An 18,359-nucleotide genomic window follows, 5' to 3' on the forward strand; every position below is an offset into this window, starting at 1 on the left:
TTATGTCTGCCTTATTCAGGTGACTATAGCATCAGGGTTCCACCTCTTCCCATTCCGAACAGAGAAGTTAAGCCTGATCACGCCGATGGTACTGCGTAACAGTGGGAGAGTAGGTAGTCGCCGTTTTTTTCAGAGAGTTCATCCCCTTGGGTCAGAAGACACGAGGGGATGACTTGTTTATAGACGTAGGAAAAGAAGGAGGGAGGATAACAACCGAACTGATGCACTCGTTTATAAATAAAGAACTTTACTCTTCCGGATAAACAACATCCCCTGTCAATCATTTTATCAGCTTTATTCGGAATGTTTCTGGTTAAAAGAAGCTGTGTGGGACAGAACCCTAATGGCGAAAGTCAAGGAGGCTATGAGAAAAGCCTCCCTGTTATTAGTGATAAATGAAATATTATACTCTGCTGTCAGCTCCCCACATCATTTTAGTGCGAAGAGTGTCGAAAAAGATGTGATTAAAGCGTTTTACTACTTTAATGCTATAGTCAGCTCTCCGGATTGTGAGGCGGGTTGTTTCCTTACAGGTTTCGCTACTGCCGTCAATTGCAACCAGGAAATTGTGGCTACGACTTTCTACATCTAAAGTGATTTCCCAGTCATCACAGATCACTATAGGCCTTACGTTTAAACTGTGTGGAGCAACCGGAGTAATTGCGATGGTTTTGGAGTGGGGAACAATGATAGGACCACCTACGCTTAATGAATATGCAGTGGAACCTGTTGGAGTGGCGATAATGAGCCCGTCAGCCTGGTAAGTCGTGAGGTGTGCTCCGTTAATAGCAGTACGGATACTGATCATGGATGAACTGTCCCGTTTTAATACGGCTATTTCATTGAGCGCATAAGGTGAATCTTGCAAATGTTTGTCGTCACAAAGCAATTGGAGTACACTCCGTTCTTCAACTGTATAATGGTTCTGGTAGATTTCTTCAATCGTTTCTTCCATTTCTTCCGGGGATACATCTGCTAAGAATCCTAATCGTCCGGTATTGATACCCAAAATAGGGATTCCTTTGTTACCTACCCGTCGTGCCGCTTTTAGAAAAGTACCATCTCCGCCGATACTGATCACCATGTCTGCATCAAAATAGTCTTCATCGAACAAATTATCCGCCTTGACGTTCAGTTTTAAGTCGGATTTCAGGAAACGATGAAATTCTCTGCATACACAGATTTCTGCTCCATGTTTTTCGAGCAAATTGAACAAAGTAGCAGCATGTGAAGACTTCTTGGCTTGGTATGTATTTCCGAAAATGGCAAATTTCATGTTGATAAAAGTTTCTAGTGTGTCGCAAATTTGGGATTTTTTTTCGGTATTGCTGTTATCTTATCGCTAATATTTGTACTTTTGCGCAAAACATATGGGTAAAAGGTCCGTATTATATTAAGACATAGAACTATGACTAAATTAAGTGTGAACATAAACAAAGTGGCTACCCTTCGGAATGCCCGTGGGGGAAATGTTCCGAACGTGGTTAAGGTGGCGTTGGATTGTGAGAGTTTCGGTGCTGACGGCATAACGGTTCACCCACGTCCGGATGAACGTCATATCCGTCGTTCGGATGTGTATGATTTGCGTCCGTTGCTTCGGACTGAATTTAATATTGAAGGATATCCTTCTCCGGAGTTTATTGATTTGGTGTTGAAGGTGAAACCTCATCAGGTGACTTTAGTGCCGGACGATCCTTCTCAGATAACTTCTAATTCAGGATGGGATACAAAGGCTAATTTTGATTTTCTGACGGAAGTTTTGGACGAGTTTAACGGGGCAGGTATCCGTACATCTGTATTTGTGGCAGCCGATGCGGAAATGATTGAGTATGCGGCAAAAGCAGGTGCCGACCGTGTAGAGCTATATACCGAACCTTATGCTACTGCTTATCCGAAAGATCCGGCAGTGGCTGTTGCTCCTTTTGTTGAAGCTGCTAAAGTGGCCCGCCGGTTGGGAATTGGTCTGAACGCCGGTCACGACTTGAGTTTATTGAATCTGAATTACTTTTATAAAAACATACCCTGGCTGGACGAGGTCTCTATCGGTCATGCTTTAATAAGTGATGCGCTGTATCTGGGATTGGAACGTACCATTCAGGAATATAAAAACTGTCTTCGCTAATGAATGCAATGCTACTATTAGCCCAAGTGGCTATCAACCTGGCTGATTCCGTTGCATCGGCCAACCCTGTACTGACTCCTGTATCTGCTCCGGCTGAAATGAATATGCTTGATATGGCTATTAAGGGTGGATGGATTATGATTGTTTTGGGAGTACTGTCTGTAGTTTGTTTCTACATCCTGTTTGAACGTAACTATGTGATCCGAAAAGCCGGTAAGGAAGATCCGATGTTTATGGAGAAGATCAAAGACTATATTCATAGTGGTGAGATTAAGTCGGCTATTAATTATTGCCGAACGATGAATACCCCTTCCGCCCGTATGATCGAAAAAGGGATTAGCCGTCTGGGACGTCCGGTGAATGACGTACAGGTTGCTATTGAGAATGTGGGAAATATTGAGGTGGCTAAGTTGGAAAAAGGGCTGACTGTGATGGCTACTATTTCAGGTGGTGCTCCGATGCTCGGTTTCCTGGGTACAGTAACCGGTATGGTGCGGGCTTTTTATGAAATGGCAAATGCCGGAAGCGGTAATATTGATATCACACTGCTTTCAGGAGGTATTTATGAGGCTATGATTACTACCGTAGGTGGTCTGATTGTCGGTATTATTGCTATGTTTGCTTACAACTATCTGGTGATGCTGGTAGACAGAGTGGTTAATAAGATGGAGTCCAGAACCATGGAGTTTATGGACCTGCTTAATGAACCTGCACAGAAATAAGGTGCTGAGATAAAATAGAGTGCGTAGCCAATTGGCACATTGACATATTGGCATATTGAAGAATTATTTTATGGCATTAAAGCGTCGAGCAAAAATATCACCCAACTTTAGTATGGCATCTATGACGGACGTCATATTCCTGTTGCTTATCTTTTTTATGATAACTTCAACTGTTGTGTCGCCCAATGCGATTAAAGTGTTATTGCCACAGGGCAAACAGCAAACTTCGGCTAAACCGTTGACAAGAGTTATCATTGATAAGGACTTGAACTATTATGCAGCGTTCGGTAATGAAAAAGAGCATGCTTTAGGCTTGGAGGAATTGACTCCATTCCTGCAAAGCTGTGCGGATAAAGAACCTGAGATGTATGTTGCTCTCTATGCGGATGAAACTGTGCCTTACCGTGAGATCGTTAAGGTGCTGAATATCGCGAATGAGAATCATTTTAAAATGGTGCTGGCTACCCGCCCGCCGGAAACAAGGAAGAAATGAACATAAAAAGAAAGAGTGAATATATAGGGGCGTTGGGTGCATTGTTGGTGCATGTGGCTATTATCGCTCTTTTGATTCTGGTAAGTTTTGCTGTTCCACGTCCGGACGAAGAAGCCGGCGGTGTACCGGTGATGATGGGAAATGTGGATGCGGCTTATGGAAATTATGATCCCTCCACTATGGTGGACGTGGAAGTAATGCCTGAAGAAGTGCCAGCTCCGCAACCCGTACCCGAAGTGGAAGCCGAACAGGAAATGATTACGCAGACCGAAGAAGAAACGGTTGCTATAAAACCCAAGGTCGAGCCTAAGAAGGAGAAGCTGAAAGTAGAGAAGAAGCCTGAAAAAACAGCCGAAGAAAAGGCTGCCGAAGCTAAAAAACTTGCTGAAGAAAGGGCAGAGCGTGAGCGCAAGGCCGCTGCAGAAGCTGCCAGTAAACGAGTAGCTGGTGCCTTTGGTAAAGGCTCGCAGATGGGGGGAAGCAAAGGTAGTGCTACTTCGGGTGAAGGAGTAGAAGGAAGTAAAGATGGCAATTCGTCGACCGGGGCAAAGTCCGGAGTCGGGGGATATGGAACATTTAATCTTGGCGGACGTTCTATAGGAGAGGGAGGTTTGCCCCGTCCCGTATACAACGTTCAGGAAGAGGGGCGAGTAGTTGTTTCTATTACCGTGAATCCAGCTGGTCATGTGATTGCTACCAGTATCAACCGATTGACTAACACGGTAAATTCGACTTTGCGTAAAGCTGCTGAAGATGCGGCTAAAAAAGCACGTTTTAATGCCGTAAACGGAGTGAACAACCAGACAGGAACGATTACTTATTATTTTAATTTGAAATAATTAATGCTTAAAGTACCGTGTTTTTAGAAAGGTGGGCTTTGAGTTTATAACATCTAAATGATATAGATTATGGGAACAGTTTATGCATTTTTCGCAGACGGATTTGAAGAAATTGAAGCGCTTACTACAATTGATACATTGAGACGCGCTGGTTTAGATGTAGAAATTGTATCTGTTACGCCAGACGAGATTGTAGTCGGTGCGCATGATGTATCTGTGCTTTGCGATAAGAATTTTGAGAATTGTGATTTCTTTGATGCTGAGTTGCTGTTTTTGCCGGGAGGAATGCCGGGTGCTGCCACTCTGGACAAACATGAAGGGTTGCGTAAGTTAATTCTTAGCTTTGCGGAGAAAAACAAGCCTATTGCCGCTATTTGTGCCGCCCCGATGGTACTTGGAAAACTGGGACTTCTGAGAGGTCGCAGAGTAACCTGTTATCCCAGCTTCGAACAGTACCTGGAAGGTGCGGAGTGTACTAACGAGCCGGTTGTCAGAGATGGTAACATCATTACCGGTATGGGACCGGGTGCTGCGATGGAATTTGCATTGACTATTGTAGATACATTGTTAGGCAAGGAAAAAGTAAACGAGCTGGTAGAGGCCATGTGCGTAAGACGTTAAGCCTATGTATCGGACTGCTTTGATTGTAGCCGGGGGGAAGGGACTCCGCATGGGAAGTGAACTTCCCAAACAGTTTCTTCCCATTGGCGGAAAGCCTGTATTGATGCATACGTTGGAAGCTTTTCATCGATTCGATAAGAGAATGCAGCTTATTCTCGTATTGCCCCGGGAACAGCAGGGGTTTTGGCGGGAACTGTGTGAAACGCATGGATTTAACATCAGGCATGAAATTGCCGATGGAGGTGAAACCCGTTTCCACTCGGTTAAAAACGGATTGGCTTTGATAAACGGTATCGGTGGTATGGTGGGGGTGCATGACGGTGTTCGTCCTTTCGTATCGCAGGAAGTGATTGCCCGTTGTTTCCGGGAAGCTGCTGTGCGAAAAGCCGTAATTCCTGCCATCGATGTTGTAGAAACCGTGCGCCATCTCACAGGATCAGGCAGTGAGACTGTAAACCGTAATGATTATAAACTGGTTCAAACTCCCCAGGTATTCGATGCCGATTTACTGAGAAGAGCTTATGAACAAGAGTTTACTCCCTTTTTTACTGATGATGCCTCCGTGGTAGAGGCTATGGGAGTTCCTGTCCATCTGGTGGAGGGAAACCGTGAAAATATAAAAATAACTACTCCATTTGATTTGAAAGTAGCTTCAGCCTTGTTGTAATGTTCGATTTAGCTACACGAGACATAAAGTACTTATCCGGTGTTGGTCCGCAAAAAGCTGCGGTTCTGAATAAAGAGTTGGAGATTTATTCATTGCATGATCTGCTCTATTATTTTCCTTATAAATATGTAGACCGGAGTCGCATCTATTACATTCATGAAATAGATGGTAATATGCCGTATATACAGTTGAAGGGAAAGATACTTGGCTTTGAAACTTTTGGTGAAGGGCGGCAGAGAAGATTATTAGCACATTTCTCGGATGGTACAGGAGTCGTTGACCTCGTGTGGTTTCAGGGTATAAAGTATGTCACAGGTAAGTATAAACTTCACGAAGAATATATTATCTTTGGTAAGCCGACCGTGTTTAACGGAAGAATTAACGTAGCCCATCCCGATATAGATAATCCCGCTGATTTGAAATTGTCATCAATGGGACTCCAACCTTATTATAATACAACGGAGAAGATGAAACGTAGCTTTCTCAACTCCCATGCCATTGAAAAGATGATGGCAACCATTATCGGACAGATTCAGGAGCCTTTGCCCGAGACACTTTCACCTAAACTAATTGCCGACCATCATCTGATGCCTTTAACGGAAGCTTTACGGAATATTCATTTTCCTTCTAATCCGGAGCTGTTGAGGAAGGCGGAATATCGTCTTAAGTTCGAAGAGCTCTTTTATGTACAGCTCAATATTCTGAGATATGCCAAAGACCGGCAACGTAAATACCGCGGTTATGTTTTCGAAACAGTCGGTGAAATCTTCAATACATTTTATTCTAAGAATCTTCCTTTCGAACTGACCGGGGCTCAAAAGCGGGTTTTGAGAGAAATCCGGCAGGACATCGGTTGCGGAAAGCAAATGAATCGTCTGTTGCAGGGGGATGTGGGAAGTGGGAAAACACTGGTGGCCTTGATGAGTATGCTGATTGCCCTTGATAATGGTTTTCAGGCTTGTATGATGGCACCTACTGAGATTTTGGCTAACCAACATTATGATACGGTCAAAGAGTTGTTGTTTGGAATGGATGTGCGGGTGGAACTCCTGACAGGTTCGGTGAAAGGAAAGAAACGGGAAGCTATCCTTGCGGGACTCCTGACCGGAGATGTACATATATTGATCGGTACTCACGCCGTTATTGAAGATACTGTAAATTTTGCTTCTTTAGGATTGGCCGTAATTGACGAACAACACCGCTTTGGTGTGGCACAGCGTGCCAGACTGTGGAGCAAGAGTATTCAGCCGCCCCATGTATTGGTTATGACTGCTACTCCGATTCCACGTACGCTGGCAATGACACTTTATGGTGATTTGGATGTCTCTGTCATAGATGAATTGCCTCCCGGACGTAAGCCGATCTCTACTATTCACCAGTTTGATAACCGGAGAGAAAGTTTATATCGTTCGGTGCGTAAACAAATCGAAGAAGGGCGCCAGATTTATATTGTATACCCCTTGATTAAGGAGAGTGAAAAGATTGATTTGAAAAATCTTGAAGAAGGGTATTTGCAGATTTGTGAGGAGTTTCCCGACTGTAAGGTTTGTAAAGTGCATGGCAAAATGAAACCTGCCGAGAAAGATGCGCAGATGCAACTTTTTATTTCGGGTGAAGCGCAGATTATGGTAGCTACTACAGTGATTGAAGTAGGAGTGAATGTGCCTAACGCTTCGGTGATGATTATCGAAAATGCCGAACGCTTCGGACTTTCACAGTTACATCAGTTGCGTGGCCGGGTAGGGCGTGGAGCCGACCAATCATATTGCATTCTGGTCACCACCTATAAGCTGACTGAAGAGACCCGGAAACGTCTAGAAATAATGGTACGTACCAATGACGGATTTGAAATAGCCGAAGCCGATCTTAAACTCCGGGGTCCAGGTGACCTGGAGGGTACACAGCAAAGTGGTATTGCTTTCGACTTAAAGATTGCGGATATTGCCCGTGACGGTCAACTCTTGCAATACGTGCGTAATATTGCAGAAGAAATAACGGATGCCGATCCGGGCGGCGTGTTGCCGGAGAATGAAATTCTATGGCGGCAGCTGAAAGCATTGCGCAAGACGAATGTTAACTGGGCTGCCATTAGCTGAAAAACGGTTAAACATGTAGCTTTTTTACATAAACATGTTGCATAACATATTTCTCTTTATTCCCTCTGTTTATGGAGGTTTAGAGAAATATTTCTTTAATTCTGCTATTTGTCTTTATGAAAAATAGTTAAGAGGATACCTGCCGTTTCGCTTAGAAATGCTATCTTTGGAGGAATTTTAAAATAAATGAGCACTTTAACCTTTTGAAACTGTACGTTATGATGGAAAAAACATTGGTCATTCTGAAACCTTGTACTCTTCAGCGAGGATTGGTTGGCGAGATTACTCGTCGTTTTGAGCGTAAAGGATTGCGTTTGGCAGGAATGAAAATGGTGCAGTTGACAGATGAAGTGTTAAGTGAGCATTATTCACATCTTAGTTCGAAACCATTCTTTCAGCGAGTGAAAGATTCTATGATGACGGCTCCCGTTATCGTTTGTTGTTTTGAAGGTGTGGATGCTATTCAAGCCGTTCGTACATTGGCAGGACCAACTAACGGACGTCTGGCGGCACCGGGGACCATTCGCGGAGATTATAGTATGAGTTTTCAAGAAAACATTGTTCATACCTCTGATTCGCCGGAAACCGCAGTTATTGAATTAAACAGATTCTTTAAACCGGAAGAAATATTCGATTACAGACAGGCTACTTTCGACTACCTGTATGCAAATGACGAATATTGACTGAATTGAATTAAATAAGACGAATGAATTTCAATTGCATTAAAACAGTAATGATTGCCGCTGCGGCTATGATCAGCCTGAATTCCTTTTCTCAGGATTTGATTGCCCGTCAGGCACCGATTGACAGAAAATTAAAAAGTGTAGATTCATTAGCATTGCAGAAACAGATTCGTGCGGAACAGTCTGAATATCCTGCACTGAGTCTGTATCCTAATTGGAACAACCAGTACGTACATGCTTACGGAAAGGATGCTGTAATTCCCGATTCCTATACAATCGATCTCACTGGTTTCCACATGCCTACTCCCAGTACCCGCATCACTTCTCCATTCGGGCCACGTTGGAGAAGAATGCATAATGGACTCGACATCAAAGTGAACATTGGAGATACCATTGTAGCTGCTTTCGACGGAAAGGTGCGTATTGTGAAGTATGAACGTAGAGGTTATGGTAAATATGTCGTTATTCGTCACGACAATGGACTGGAAACCGTATATGGTCACTTATCCAAACAGCTTGTAGAAGAGAACCAATTGGTAAAAGCCGGTGAACCCATTGCATTGGGAGGAAATACCGGACGTTCAACGGGATCTCACTTGCATTTTGAGACCCGTTTCCTGGGTATTGCCATCAATCCTGCATTAATGTTCGACTTCCCGAAACAGGATATCGTTGCCGATACATATACATTCAGAAAAACAAGAGGTTACGAACGTAACAAAGCCGGTTCACATGATACTAATATAGCATCGGACGGCGAAATCAGATATTACAAGGTTAAGAAAGGCGACAGTTTGTCCAGAATCGCTAAACTGCGCGGTGTTTCAGTTAGCACACTTTGCAAGTTGAACCGTATTACCACGAAGACAACACTTCGTCCGGGTCAAGTATTGCGCTGTTCATAATAGTTATACTACATAGACGGAAGAGGGCACTTTAATATAATTTAGAGTGCCCTCTTTTCATTTTTCTTTAATTATTGTTACCTTTGCACACTATTTGTAAGGAAATGAAAGATACCAGGCAACAATTTGAACATGTCATAGCATTATGCCGTGACCTATTCTCTAAGAAACTGCATGATTACGGTCCTGCATGGCGTATTCTGCGTCCTGCTTCCGTAACAGATCAGATATTTATCAAAGCCAACCGTATTCGTAGTATTGAAGTAAAAGGGGTGACTCTTGTCGACGAAGGAATCCGTTCCGAGTTTATTGCTATTGTCAACTATGGTATTATCGGGTTGATACAATTGGAACTCGGATATGCAGAGTCGGCTGATATAACAGTAGATGAAGCATTGGCTTTGTACGATAAGTATGCAAAGGAAGCATTGGAATTGATGCTTGCCAAGAATCATGATTATGATGAGGCATGGCGCAGTATGCGCGTTAGCTCGTATACTGATTTGATACTGATGAAGATTTATCGTACCAAGCAGATAGAGAGTCTTGCCGGTCAGACATTGGTATCAGAGGGCATTGACGCTAATTACATGGATATGATTAACTATTCTGTTTTCGGATTGATTAAGATAGAATTTGAAGGATAAGGAGCTACATATTATTCAGAAAGTATGGACCAATCTGTGCCGCTTCGTGCTGGCAGGGGTGTTTATCTTTTCAGGATTCGTGAAAGCAGTCGATCCGTTGGGATCGGAATATAAGATACAAGATTATCTGGATGCTTTCGGGATGGGAACGTGGTTTCCGGCCTTTTTTCCTTTGTTGGCGGGTATTGTTTTGTCAGCTGTCGAGTTTTCGGTAGGTGTGTTTCTGTTTTTTGGTATCCGGAAAACAACCGCTACCTGGTTGGCTTTGTTGCTGATGATCTGTATGACTCCTCTTACTCTGTATTTGGCATTGGCTAATCCGGTATCCGATTGTGGTTGTTTCGGTGACGCCTGGGTATTGACAAACTGGCAAACATTTTGGAAAAATGTTATTCTGCTGATTGCGGCAATTTCCGTTTTCCGGTGGAAGCATCAGATGATCCGTTTTATCAGTGCTAAGATGGAATGGCTCGTATCTCTATATACTTTCCTGTTTGTGTTTGCGCTTTCGTTCTATTGTCTGGGCAACTTGCCGATACTGGATTTTCGTCCTTATAAGATAGGGAAGAATATTCCGGAAAACATGAGTATCCCGGCAGGGGCAAAGCCGACGGTTTACGAGAGTGTTTTCGTGTTGGAGAAGAATGGTGAAAAGAAAGAGTTCTCGTTGGAAAATTATCCCGATAGTACCTGGAAATTCATTGAAACACGGACCATTGTGAAAGAGAAAGGTTATGAACCATCTATCCATGATTTTTCGATGACTAATCTTGAAACGGGTGAAGATATTACAGATAAAGTACTGGCAGATAAAAACTATACATTCTTATTGGTAGCCCATCGGATTGAAGAGGCAGATGACAGTAACATCGATCTGATAAATGAGATTTATGATTATGCGGTAGAGCATGGTTATGGCTTTTACTGCCTGACCTCTTCGCTGGATTATCAGATAGAACAATGGAAAGATAAAACCGGAGCGGAATATCCGTTCTGCCTGATGGATGATATTACGTTGAAAACGATGATACGTTCCAATCCGGGACTGATGCTGATTAAAGAAGGTACCATTTTAAATAAATGGAGTGATAGTGAATTGCCTGATGAATATGCCCTGACTGACAAACTGGAAAACCTTGAACTGGGAAAACAGAAACAAGAGAGCGATGTGCATACTATCGGTTATGTACTCCTTTGGTTTGCTATCCCTTTATTGATGGTTTTGGGAGTTGATATTCTGGTTGTGAAGCGTCTTGAAAAGAAACGTAAAAAAGCTGCTGACAAAGCTGCCGGAAATTCACAAGTCTCTTCTGAAACGCAGAAGAATGAATAATTGAATCGTAAATTTATTAACCCTTTTAATAAAAAACAAAATGAGAAAAAACATTGTTGCAGGAAACTGGAAAATGAACAAAACCCTCCAGGAGGGTATTGCTCTTGCAAAAGAACTGAATGAAGCATTGGCTAACGAAAAGCCTAACTGTGATGTTATCATCTGTACTCCGTTTATCCACCTTGCTTCTGTAACTCCTCTTGTAGATGCTGCCAAGATTGGTGTTGGTGCTGAAAACTGCGCTGATAAAGAATCAGGTGCTTACACAGGTGAAGTTTCAGCCGCTATGGTTGCTTCTACAGGTGCTAAATATGTCATCCTGGGTCACTCAGAACGTCGTGCTTACTACGGTGAAACAGTTGAAATCCTGAAAGACAAAGTGAAATTGGCTTTGGCTAACGGTTTGACTCCTATTTTCTGTATCGGTGAAGTTCTGGAAGAACGCGAAGCTAACAAACAGAACGAAGTGGTTGCTGCTCAGTTAGAATCTGTATTCGATCTTTCTGCAGAAGACTTTGCTAAGATCGTTTTGGCTTACGAACCGGTTTGGGCTATCGGTACAGGTAAAACTGCTACTCCTGACCAGGCACAGGAAATCCATGCATTTATCCGTTCTGCTGTAGCCGGAAAATATGGAAAAGAAATTGCCGACAACACTTCTATCCTTTACGGTGGTAGCTGTAAACCTTCTAATGCAAAAGAACTGTTTGCCAACCCGGATGTTGACGGTGGCTTGATCGGTGGTGCTGCTTTGAAGGTTGCCGATTTCAAAGGTATCATTGATGCATTCAATTAATTAAAAGATTAAGAACTGGAAGTTGGGGATGTTGGTTATGTCAATCAATCCATTCTCAATTTTCAGTTCTCCATTCCTCAATTGACAAGCTTATGAAGAAACTGAGCTTACTGTTTTTACTATTGGTTTTTGCGGCAGGTGTGCAGGCTCAAAGCAATATTGTGAAGAGCCTGGAACGTAACGTGCCGGGGCAAGGGAAAGTGACCATTCATCAAGATCCGCGTATTGCAGCTTTATTAGGTAGTGTTCCTCTCAGTACCGGTGAGCAGAAGATACTCAAGTCTTCCGGATATCGGATACAGATTTATGCCGGTAATAATACTCGTCAGGCCAAGAACGAGGCGCACAACGTAGGCTCTCGGGTGAAGGAGTATTTTCCGGAACTTTCTGTTTATACCCCTTTCAATCCTCCACGCTGGTTGTGCAGGGTAGGCGATTTTCGTAGTATCGAAGAAGCTGATGCCATGATGCGCAAGCTGAAAGCAACCGGTGTGTTTAAGGAAGTCTCTATTGTTAAAGATCAAATCAATATCCCTCTGTAATTATGTTAGAAAAAGAAGAAATCAACTCTCCGGCTTTGGAGGATTTAAAGAAGCATTATCGCAGTATTATCACTCTTTTAGGTGAGGATGCCGAACGGGAAGGTTTACTGAAGACCCCCGAACGTGTTGCTAAAGCTATGTTGACTCTGACCAAAGGTTATCACATGGATCCGCATGAAGTGCTTCGTTCGGCTAAGTTTCAGGAAGAATACAGCCAGATGGTGATTGTGAAAGATATCGATTTCTTCTCTCTTTGCGAACATCACATGCTGCCTTTCTACGGCAAAGCGCATGTGGCTTATATTCCTAACGGTTATATCACCGGACTTAGCAAGATAGCCCGGGTGGTAGATATTTTCTCTCACCGGTTGCAAGTGCAGGAGCGCATGACGCTCCAGATTAAAGAGTGCATTCAGGAAACCCTCAATCCATTGGGAGTGATGGTTGTCGTTGAAGCCAAACACATGTGTATGCAGATGCGTGGTGTTGAGAAACAAAATTCTGTAACTACTACTTCCGATTTTACAGGTGCTTTCAACCAGGCTAAAACCCGCGAAGAGTTTATGAATCTGATTCGTCAGAGATAAGTCTGGTGTAGTATATTATTGGTATATAGGGGCAATCGCGCTGAATTTATTAGTATTTAAGTTTGTTTATATAGCTTTTGTTTTTTATTTTTGCGCTGAATGAATTAATTTGTATTTCCAGCGTATGCCCTCCAATTCCAGTGACTTAATCCGGTTCAATAAATTCTTTTCCGAGAATCAGCAACGGTTTATCCGGTTTGCATGGACTTATACGCGTGACGAGATCGTAGCCGAAGATATCGTTATGGAGGCTTTAATGTCCTATTGGGAAAACCGTCTTAAGATCTCTTCTGAGATCAATCCTTCTGCCTATGTCCTTACGGTCGTAAAGAATAAGTGCCTTAATCATCTCCGCCATTTACAATTGGTCAATGAAGTGTCCGATCGCGTCAGTTCTCATTCAGAATGGGAGTTGTCCAATCGTATCGCCACTTTGGATGCCTGTGAACCCAGTGCTTTATTTGCCGGAGAGGTGCAGAACATTATCGATCATGTGATTTCCCGTCTGTCCGCCAATACCGCCCGGATTTTTGTTCTGAGCCGTTACGAAAATAAATCCCACAAAGAAATAGCCGAGATAATGGGAATGACTGTAAAAGGCGTTGAATTTCATATCTCCAAAGCCACCAAAGAGCTTCGTGTAGCTCTGAAGGACTATCTGGTCTTGTTCCCTTTCTTATATGACTTCCTCACTTAAAAAAACATTCAGAAAAATGTATTCCGGGTATCTGAAGAAGGTACTGCCCATAAAAAAAGAACTTTTTTACTAGGGAGGTAATCTGTTTGCGTGTTATTAAGATGAATGCAGATAAAAACAGACCTATGAAAATAGAAAAAGAAATATTATATCGCTACTTTAACGGGGATGCCGGTCCTGAAGAAGAAAAGAAGATCCGCCAGTATATTGAAGCTTCTGAAGAAAACTGGAAGGAATATCTTCGGGAGAGGAAATTCTTCGATACGATTATTCTGAAGGAGCGGGCCGTTTCTGTCCAAAAGCAGGCCGGGCGACGACGGATGATCCGTAGAATCGGTTTTGAATGCCTGAAGGTGGCGGCTGTTCTGCTGATTGCCTTGGGGACAACGTATTTTTGGCTTAACCGACCCTCCCAAACAGAATCGAGAAGTGTGGTCAGCACTTTGAAGGGACAGATGGCGAACATCACTCTTCCCGACGGTAGCCGTGTCTGGCTTAACTCCAATACCCGAATTGAGTATCCGCAAAACTTTGCAGATAAAAGACGTGACGTAGAGATAGACGGCGAAGCCTATTTTGAGGTAACGCATGATGCAAAGAAACCCTTTGTGGTACATACTTCCGAAAAAGAACAGATTGAAGTACTCGGCACCCGGTTTTATGTAGAAGCCTATTCGGGTACCAAGGAGTTTGAGACAGCCTTGATAGAGGGAAGTGTCCGTGTGAAAGCAGGCAATTCCCAGTTAACGCTGCGTCCTTCGTACAAAGCCGTACTTAAAGGGGGCAAAATGACTGTCGAAAAAATTACTGATTTTGATACTTACCGTTGGCGTGAAGGACTGATTTGTTTTAAGAGTAAACGGTTTACTGAAATACTGCGAGAGTTTGAAAAGTATTATGGTGTCGGGATAGGATTTGATGCCGCCAAAGTAGACAATCCGGTACTTACTGTCAAGTTCCGCTTGTCCGACGGAATAGAATATGCATTACGTGTTTTGCAGAGGGACGTGAACTTTAAGTACGTCCGGGATGATGAGAAGAATACATTTACCATTAAATAAATTGTTGAACCTTTAATAAGAATACTGCCTATGAAGAATACCGCTTAAATCTGATTGAAACAAAAGGCCGGTAAGTACTGCAATACCTACCAGCCTAAAGGAGAAACATTCTTCTTTTACCTGAAAAAGAAAAATATTAAATGAATTTATAAAGCAAAGATATGAAAAATACTCGTTGCACGGATTTTTATGTACCTAAAAATTCGTCAATCAAACCATTATTTAAAACTATGAGAGTCACTACATTCTTACTTTTCTTTTGTGTATTCGGTGCCATGGCAGGTACTGTCAATTCTCAGAATGCAAGAGTGTCCATTAAAAAAACGAATGTCCCTTTAGAGGAAATACTGAATGAGATAGAACGTCAGACAGATTACCTGTTTATGTACTCGAATGCTGTCGATGTGAAAAGACACGCATCAATCCATGTTTCAGAGAAACCCGTATCGGAGGTCCTGAATCAGCTGCTTGGAAATCAAGTCTTGTACGAGATGGAAGGAACACACATCATCTTGTCCGACAAGCACAGTCCCCGGAATACGATAATCGTACAGCAGGAAGACAAAATTCCGGTGAAAGGGAAGATTACCGACATGGCGGGTGAGCCCATCATAGGTGCCAGTATACTTGAGAAGGGCACTACCAACGGAATTATAACAGATCTCAACGGCGGCTTTTCGTTGGATGTATCTCCGGGAGCCATACTTGTCATCTCGTATATCGGATATGCCAAACAAGAAGTCAAAGTGATTCCCGGCAAGACTCTGAAGATAAAGATGAAAGAAGATGCCGAGTTGCTGGACGAAGTTGTTGTCGTGGGTTACGGTACGCAGAAGAAAGTAAACCTGACAGGTGCTGTTGAGACCATCGAGTCGGATGTCATTGAAAACCGTCCCATCCGTAGTGCCACGGATGCACTTCAGGGAACAGTATCGGGGCTGACTGTCAGTTCGGGTACCGGAAAGCCCGGAGAGTTTGCCTCTTTCAAGATACGTGGGAACACTTCCATCAATAGCGCCGGTGCTTTAGTGATTATCGACGGTATGCCGGGAGATATTAATGTGGTAAATCCACAGGATATTGAAACCATTTCAATATTGAAAGATGCCGCTTCTGCTGCTATTTATGGTGCACGTGCTGCCGAGGGAGTGGTATTGGTGACTACTAAAAAGGGGGCTTCGGAGAAGGTGAAGGTAGAGTATACCGGTAATTTTTCTTTTAATTCTCCTACGCGTTTACCTGAAAGCAATACGGGATTGGATCATGCATCATTATCCAACGTTGCATTTGCCAATGCCGGATTGGCCGCTCCTTTTTCACAGAAAGCAATTGATGCTATTAAAGATCCCAATACCATTGCTATTCCTAACGGTAAAGAGTGGATATATACTTCGGATGTGGACTGGATTGGTTTGATGATGGATCATAGTTTTCAGCAGACCCATAACTTAACTATTTCGAAAGCATCTGATCGTTTGAAGTATCTCTTTTCCATCGGCTGGCTTGATCAGAATGGAATGTTTTCTGAATATGGTCCTGACAATTATGACCGTATTAATCTCCGCTCAAATATCAGTGTTGAATTAATAAAGAACAAGCTGTCGTTTGATAGCCGTATCAGCTATTCACGGGGAGTAAACCTCTATCATGCTGCCGAAGGTTCGTGGTCAATTCCTTATATCACTTTTATACAGGCTGGTCCCAATATGCCTATTTATGATCCGAATGGGAATTATTCCCGCCACCGAATGCAGTTGAATCCGATTCAGGCCTTGAAAGAAGGCGGTGAAGGGCGTACCCGTAATCAACGGATTGAAGGAGTATTTACTTTAGAGTATAAACCGGTGAAAGGTCTTTCTCTACGGGCCGTCGGAGGTGCGAATATTCTTGACGGACAAAAAAAGGAATGGCGTAGAGCTTATGGAAAATATGGTGTGGAAGGTTTAATCTCGACTGCTTTTGGACAAAAAAGCCCGAACTCTGTAACGCAGAACAATTCCCATCGACAATATCTGACCGGGCAACTGATTGCCGAATACAAAGGTGTATTTGGAAAACACGATATTAATGTTCTTGGAGGATGGTCGGCAGAAGAGAATCTGTATGAAGATCTTCAGGGAAAACGTACCAATATCATAGGAAATGAACTGCCTGCGCTTAATCTGGGTGATACGGACGGATGGTCGAATGGTGCCGATGAAAATGAATGGGCATTGGTTTCAGGATTCATGCGTATGAATTATGCGTTTGCTTCCAAATATCTGGTTGAGGCCAACTTCCGTGCGGACGCTTCTTCACGTTTTTCAAAAAAGCACAGATGGGGCGTATTTCCTTCCGCTTCGGTCGGCTGGCGAATTACGGAAGAGAAGTTCATGAAGAATCAGCGCATTTTCGATAACCTGAAGCTCCGTGTTTCCTGGGGACAGTTGGGAAACCAGAACGGGTTAGGAATGTATGACCATATTGCCAGTTATAATATTAAGGGGTACTATCCGTTTAAGTCGGAACTCGGACAGTGGGCCGTCATTTCCAAACTACCATCGGAGACAAGAACCTGGGAAACGGTAGAAATGAATAATTTTGCGGTAGACATGGCGTTTCTCAGAAACCGTCTGACAGTGACCGGAGAATATTTCATCAAACGGAACAAGGACATGCTGGTCAATGTCGAGGTTCCGAGTGTGATTGGAGTCGATGTGCCTACCGGCAATTATGGAGAACTTGAAGTGAAGGGTTGGGAAGTGACCGTAGGCTGGCAAGACCGGATTAAAGACTTTTCCTATAGTGCCCGTTTCAACTTATCCGATCAGAAAGATAAGCTCGTCGATTACGGAGTGGAGTATAACGGATTTGTGGCCGGTGTCAATCAGAAAGTTCAGGGATATTCTCTGGGGTCAATCTTCGGATACCGCACCGACGGATATTTCACGTCTGAAGAGGAAGTTAAGAATTCGGCTGCTTATAATAAATCTATTACCGGTGTAGGTGATATTAAGTATGTTGATAAAGACGGAGATGGAAAGATTTCAGCTCCTAACGATCTGGAATATCTGGGCACCACCACTCCGCGGTACACCTTTGGATTGAATCTGACTGCGGCATGGAAAGGGTTCGATCTGGGAATACTGTTCCAGGGTGTAGGCAAAAGAAATTTTTATTTGTCGAGTGAGGTGATGAATCCCTATTATGCTACTTGGAATAACTTCTCCTATAAGATGCACAATGACTATTGGACTCCGGAGAATCCGAATGCAGCCTTTCCGCGCTATTATGCCGGGGCCAATCATAACTATCAGATTTCCGACCACTGGTTGCAGAATGCGGCTTACGTACGTCTGAAAAATCTGCAACTGGGATATACGATAGATCCGAAACTGACCAAATCATGGGGTATCCAGCGCTTGAGAGTCTATTTTAGCGGCGATAACCTTTGTGAGTATAGCAAACTGAACGATAACTTCGATCCGGAGCTGTCTAATGTAGACGGATATGTATATCCTATCATGAGAAACTTTTCATTTGGACTAAACGTGACATTTTAATTCTTG

18 protein-coding genes and 1 rRNA gene are annotated in these 18,359 nt (G+C 43.2%); 18 read left to right on the plus strand and 1 reads right to left on the minus strand.

Translation table 11 applies throughout. The features are described 5' to 3' along the window. Positions 1-15 precede the first annotated feature (15 nt). A 5S ribosomal RNA gene (gene rrf / locus FDF36_RS10095) occupies positions 16-126 on the plus strand. A gap of 277 nt (positions 127-403) precedes the next feature. Here the strand turns inward: rrf and FDF36_RS10100 are convergent. Continuing rightward, on the minus strand, positions 404-1,276 hold the full coding sequence (locus FDF36_RS10100; protein ID WP_005781629.1) for an NAD kinase: 873 nt from the start codon (positions 1,274-1,276) through the stop codon (positions 404-406). A gap of 132 nt (positions 1,277-1,408) precedes the next feature. On the opposite strand from FDF36_RS10100, the gene FDF36_RS10105 reads away from it, so the two are divergent. The 17 genes from FDF36_RS10105 to FDF36_RS10185 all read left to right on the plus strand — a co-directional run bounded on the left by FDF36_RS10105 (position 1,409) and on the right by FDF36_RS10185 (position 18,353). Next, entirely contained in the window at positions 1,409-2,122 is a 714-nt protein-coding gene (locus tag FDF36_RS10105; RefSeq protein WP_005821940.1) for a pyridoxine 5'-phosphate synthase, read from the plus strand. Further along, positions 2,122-2,844 (plus strand): MotA/TolQ/ExbB proton channel family protein, encoded by a 723-nt coding sequence (locus FDF36_RS10110; RefSeq protein WP_220391259.1) that lies wholly within the window; start codon positions 2,122-2,124, stop codon positions 2,842-2,844. Before FDF36_RS10105 ends, FDF36_RS10110 begins: the two co-directional genes overlap by 1 nt. A gap of 70 nt (positions 2,845-2,914) precedes the next feature. Next, on the plus strand, positions 2,915-3,337 hold the full coding sequence (locus FDF36_RS10115; protein ID WP_005808668.1) for an ExbD/TolR family protein: 423 nt from the start codon (positions 2,915-2,917) through the stop codon (positions 3,335-3,337). After that, entirely contained in the window at positions 3,334-4,176 is an 843-nt protein-coding gene (locus FDF36_RS10120; protein WP_044299971.1) for a cell envelope integrity TolA family protein, read from the plus strand. Before FDF36_RS10115 ends, FDF36_RS10120 begins: the two co-directional genes overlap by 4 nt. Positions 4,177-4,245: 69 nt before the next feature. Further along, positions 4,246-4,797 carry a DJ-1 family glyoxalase III gene (locus FDF36_RS10125; RefSeq protein ID WP_005808664.1) on the plus strand — a complete coding sequence of 184 codons (552 nt, stop codon included), beginning with the start codon at positions 4,246-4,248 and terminating at the stop codon, positions 4,795-4,797. 4 nt (positions 4,798-4,801) lie between these two features. Next, positions 4,802-5,464 (plus strand): 2-C-methyl-D-erythritol 4-phosphate cytidylyltransferase, encoded by a 663-nt coding sequence (locus FDF36_RS10130; RefSeq protein WP_220391260.1) that lies wholly within the window; start codon positions 4,802-4,804, stop codon positions 5,462-5,464. Beyond that, positions 5,464-7,560 (plus strand): ATP-dependent DNA helicase RecG, encoded by a 2,097-nt coding sequence (gene recG, locus FDF36_RS10135; protein WP_220391261.1) that lies wholly within the window; start codon positions 5,464-5,466, stop codon positions 7,558-7,560. Before FDF36_RS10130 ends, recG begins: the two co-directional genes overlap by 1 nt. A gap of 218 nt (positions 7,561-7,778) precedes the next feature. Further along, positions 7,779-8,243 carry a nucleoside-diphosphate kinase gene (gene ndk, locus FDF36_RS10140; protein WP_220391262.1) on the plus strand — a complete coding sequence of 155 codons (465 nt, stop codon included), beginning with the start codon at positions 7,779-7,781 and terminating at the stop codon, positions 8,241-8,243. 23 nt (positions 8,244-8,266) lie between these two features. After that, the gene (locus tag FDF36_RS10145) at positions 8,267-9,148 is read left to right on the plus strand and encodes a M23 family metallopeptidase (protein WP_220391263.1); all 882 of its coding nucleotides are present in this window, start codon (positions 8,267-8,269) and stop codon (positions 9,146-9,148) included. 104 nt (positions 9,149-9,252) lie between these two features. Then, the gene (locus FDF36_RS10150) at positions 9,253-9,795 is read left to right on the plus strand and encodes a DUF1599 domain-containing protein (RefSeq protein ID WP_032536753.1); all 543 of its coding nucleotides are present in this window, start codon (positions 9,253-9,255) and stop codon (positions 9,793-9,795) included. Further along, positions 9,785-11,128 (plus strand): BT_3928 family protein, encoded by a 1,344-nt coding sequence (locus FDF36_RS10155; protein WP_220391264.1) that lies wholly within the window; start codon positions 9,785-9,787, stop codon positions 11,126-11,128. Before FDF36_RS10150 ends, FDF36_RS10155 begins: the two co-directional genes overlap by 11 nt. 40 nt (positions 11,129-11,168) lie before the next feature. Beyond that, entirely contained in the window at positions 11,169-11,924 is a 756-nt protein-coding gene (tpiA, locus tag FDF36_RS10160; RefSeq protein WP_005781610.1) for a triose-phosphate isomerase, read from the plus strand. A gap of 92 nt (positions 11,925-12,016) precedes the next feature. Next, positions 12,017-12,466 (plus strand): SPOR domain-containing protein, encoded by a 450-nt coding sequence (locus FDF36_RS10165; protein WP_220391265.1) that lies wholly within the window; start codon positions 12,017-12,019, stop codon positions 12,464-12,466. Between the two features lie 2 nt (positions 12,467-12,468). Continuing rightward, on the plus strand, positions 12,469-13,053 hold the full coding sequence (gene folE, locus FDF36_RS10170; RefSeq protein ID WP_005821937.1) for a GTP cyclohydrolase I FolE: 585 nt from the start codon (positions 12,469-12,471) through the stop codon (positions 13,051-13,053). Between the two features lie 124 nt (positions 13,054-13,177). Continuing rightward, positions 13,178-13,750, plus strand: coding sequence for an RNA polymerase sigma-70 factor (locus FDF36_RS10175; protein WP_005781604.1), 573 nt, complete (start codon positions 13,178-13,180; stop codon positions 13,748-13,750). A gap of 125 nt (positions 13,751-13,875) precedes the next feature. After that, the gene (locus FDF36_RS10180) at positions 13,876-14,811 is read left to right on the plus strand and encodes a FecR family protein (RefSeq protein WP_220391266.1); all 936 of its coding nucleotides are present in this window, start codon (positions 13,876-13,878) and stop codon (positions 14,809-14,811) included. A 161-nt stretch (positions 14,812-14,972) separates the two neighbouring features. Then, on the plus strand, positions 14,973-18,353 hold the full coding sequence (locus FDF36_RS10185; RefSeq protein ID WP_220391267.1) for a TonB-dependent receptor: 3,381 nt from the start codon (positions 14,973-14,975) through the stop codon (positions 18,351-18,353). The last annotated feature ends 6 nt before the right edge of the window (positions 18,354-18,359 follow it).

It is taken from the genome of Bacteroides fragilis (assembly GCF_019583405.1).
Classification (GTDB): Bacteria; Bacteroidota; Bacteroidia; order Bacteroidales; family Bacteroidaceae; genus Bacteroides; species Bacteroides fragilis_B.

Excerpts from the sequence above, each read along its gene's own strand:
- FDF36_RS10115 (WP_005808668.1), top strand. The coding sequence starts at position 2,915 with ATGGCATTAAAGCGTCGAGCAAAAATATCACCCAACTTTAGTATGGCA.
- FDF36_RS10100 (WP_005781629.1), bottom strand. The coding sequence starts at position 1,276 with ATGAAATTTGCCATTTTCGGAAATACATACCAAGCCAAGAAGTCTTCA.
- FDF36_RS10130 (WP_220391260.1), top strand. The coding sequence starts at position 4,802 with ATGTATCGGACTGCTTTGATTGTAGCCGGGGGGAAGGGACTCCGCATG.
- FDF36_RS10175 (WP_005781604.1), top strand. The coding sequence starts at position 13,178 with ATGCCCTCCAATTCCAGTGACTTAATCCGGTTCAATAAATTCTTTTCC.
- FDF36_RS10150 (WP_032536753.1), top strand. The coding sequence starts at position 9,253 with ATGAAAGATACCAGGCAACAATTTGAACATGTCATAGCATTATGCCGT.
- FDF36_RS10180 (WP_220391266.1), top strand. The coding sequence starts at position 13,876 with ATGAAAATAGAAAAAGAAATATTATATCGCTACTTTAACGGGGATGCC.
- FDF36_RS10185 (WP_220391267.1), top strand. The coding sequence starts at position 14,973 with ATGAAAAATACTCGTTGCACGGATTTTTATGTACCTAAAAATTCGTCA.
- FDF36_RS10125 (WP_005808664.1), top strand. The coding sequence starts at position 4,246 with ATGGGAACAGTTTATGCATTTTTCGCAGACGGATTTGAAGAAATTGAA.
- FDF36_RS10165 (WP_220391265.1), top strand. The coding sequence starts at position 12,017 with ATGAAGAAACTGAGCTTACTGTTTTTACTATTGGTTTTTGCGGCAGGT.
- FDF36_RS10145 (WP_220391263.1), top strand. The coding sequence starts at position 8,267 with ATGAATTTCAATTGCATTAAAACAGTAATGATTGCCGCTGCGGCTATG.
- ndk (WP_220391262.1), top strand. The coding sequence starts at position 7,779 with ATGATGGAAAAAACATTGGTCATTCTGAAACCTTGTACTCTTCAGCGA.
- folE (WP_005821937.1), top strand. The coding sequence starts at position 12,469 with ATGTTAGAAAAAGAAGAAATCAACTCTCCGGCTTTGGAGGATTTAAAG.
- recG (WP_220391261.1), top strand. The coding sequence starts at position 5,464 with ATGTTCGATTTAGCTACACGAGACATAAAGTACTTATCCGGTGTTGGT.
- FDF36_RS10110 (WP_220391259.1), top strand. The coding sequence starts at position 2,122 with ATGAATGCAATGCTACTATTAGCCCAAGTGGCTATCAACCTGGCTGAT.
- FDF36_RS10120 (WP_044299971.1), top strand. The coding sequence starts at position 3,334 with ATGAACATAAAAAGAAAGAGTGAATATATAGGGGCGTTGGGTGCATTG.
- FDF36_RS10105 (WP_005821940.1), top strand. The coding sequence starts at position 1,409 with ATGACTAAATTAAGTGTGAACATAAACAAAGTGGCTACCCTTCGGAAT.
- tpiA (WP_005781610.1), top strand. The coding sequence starts at position 11,169 with ATGAGAAAAAACATTGTTGCAGGAAACTGGAAAATGAACAAAACCCTC.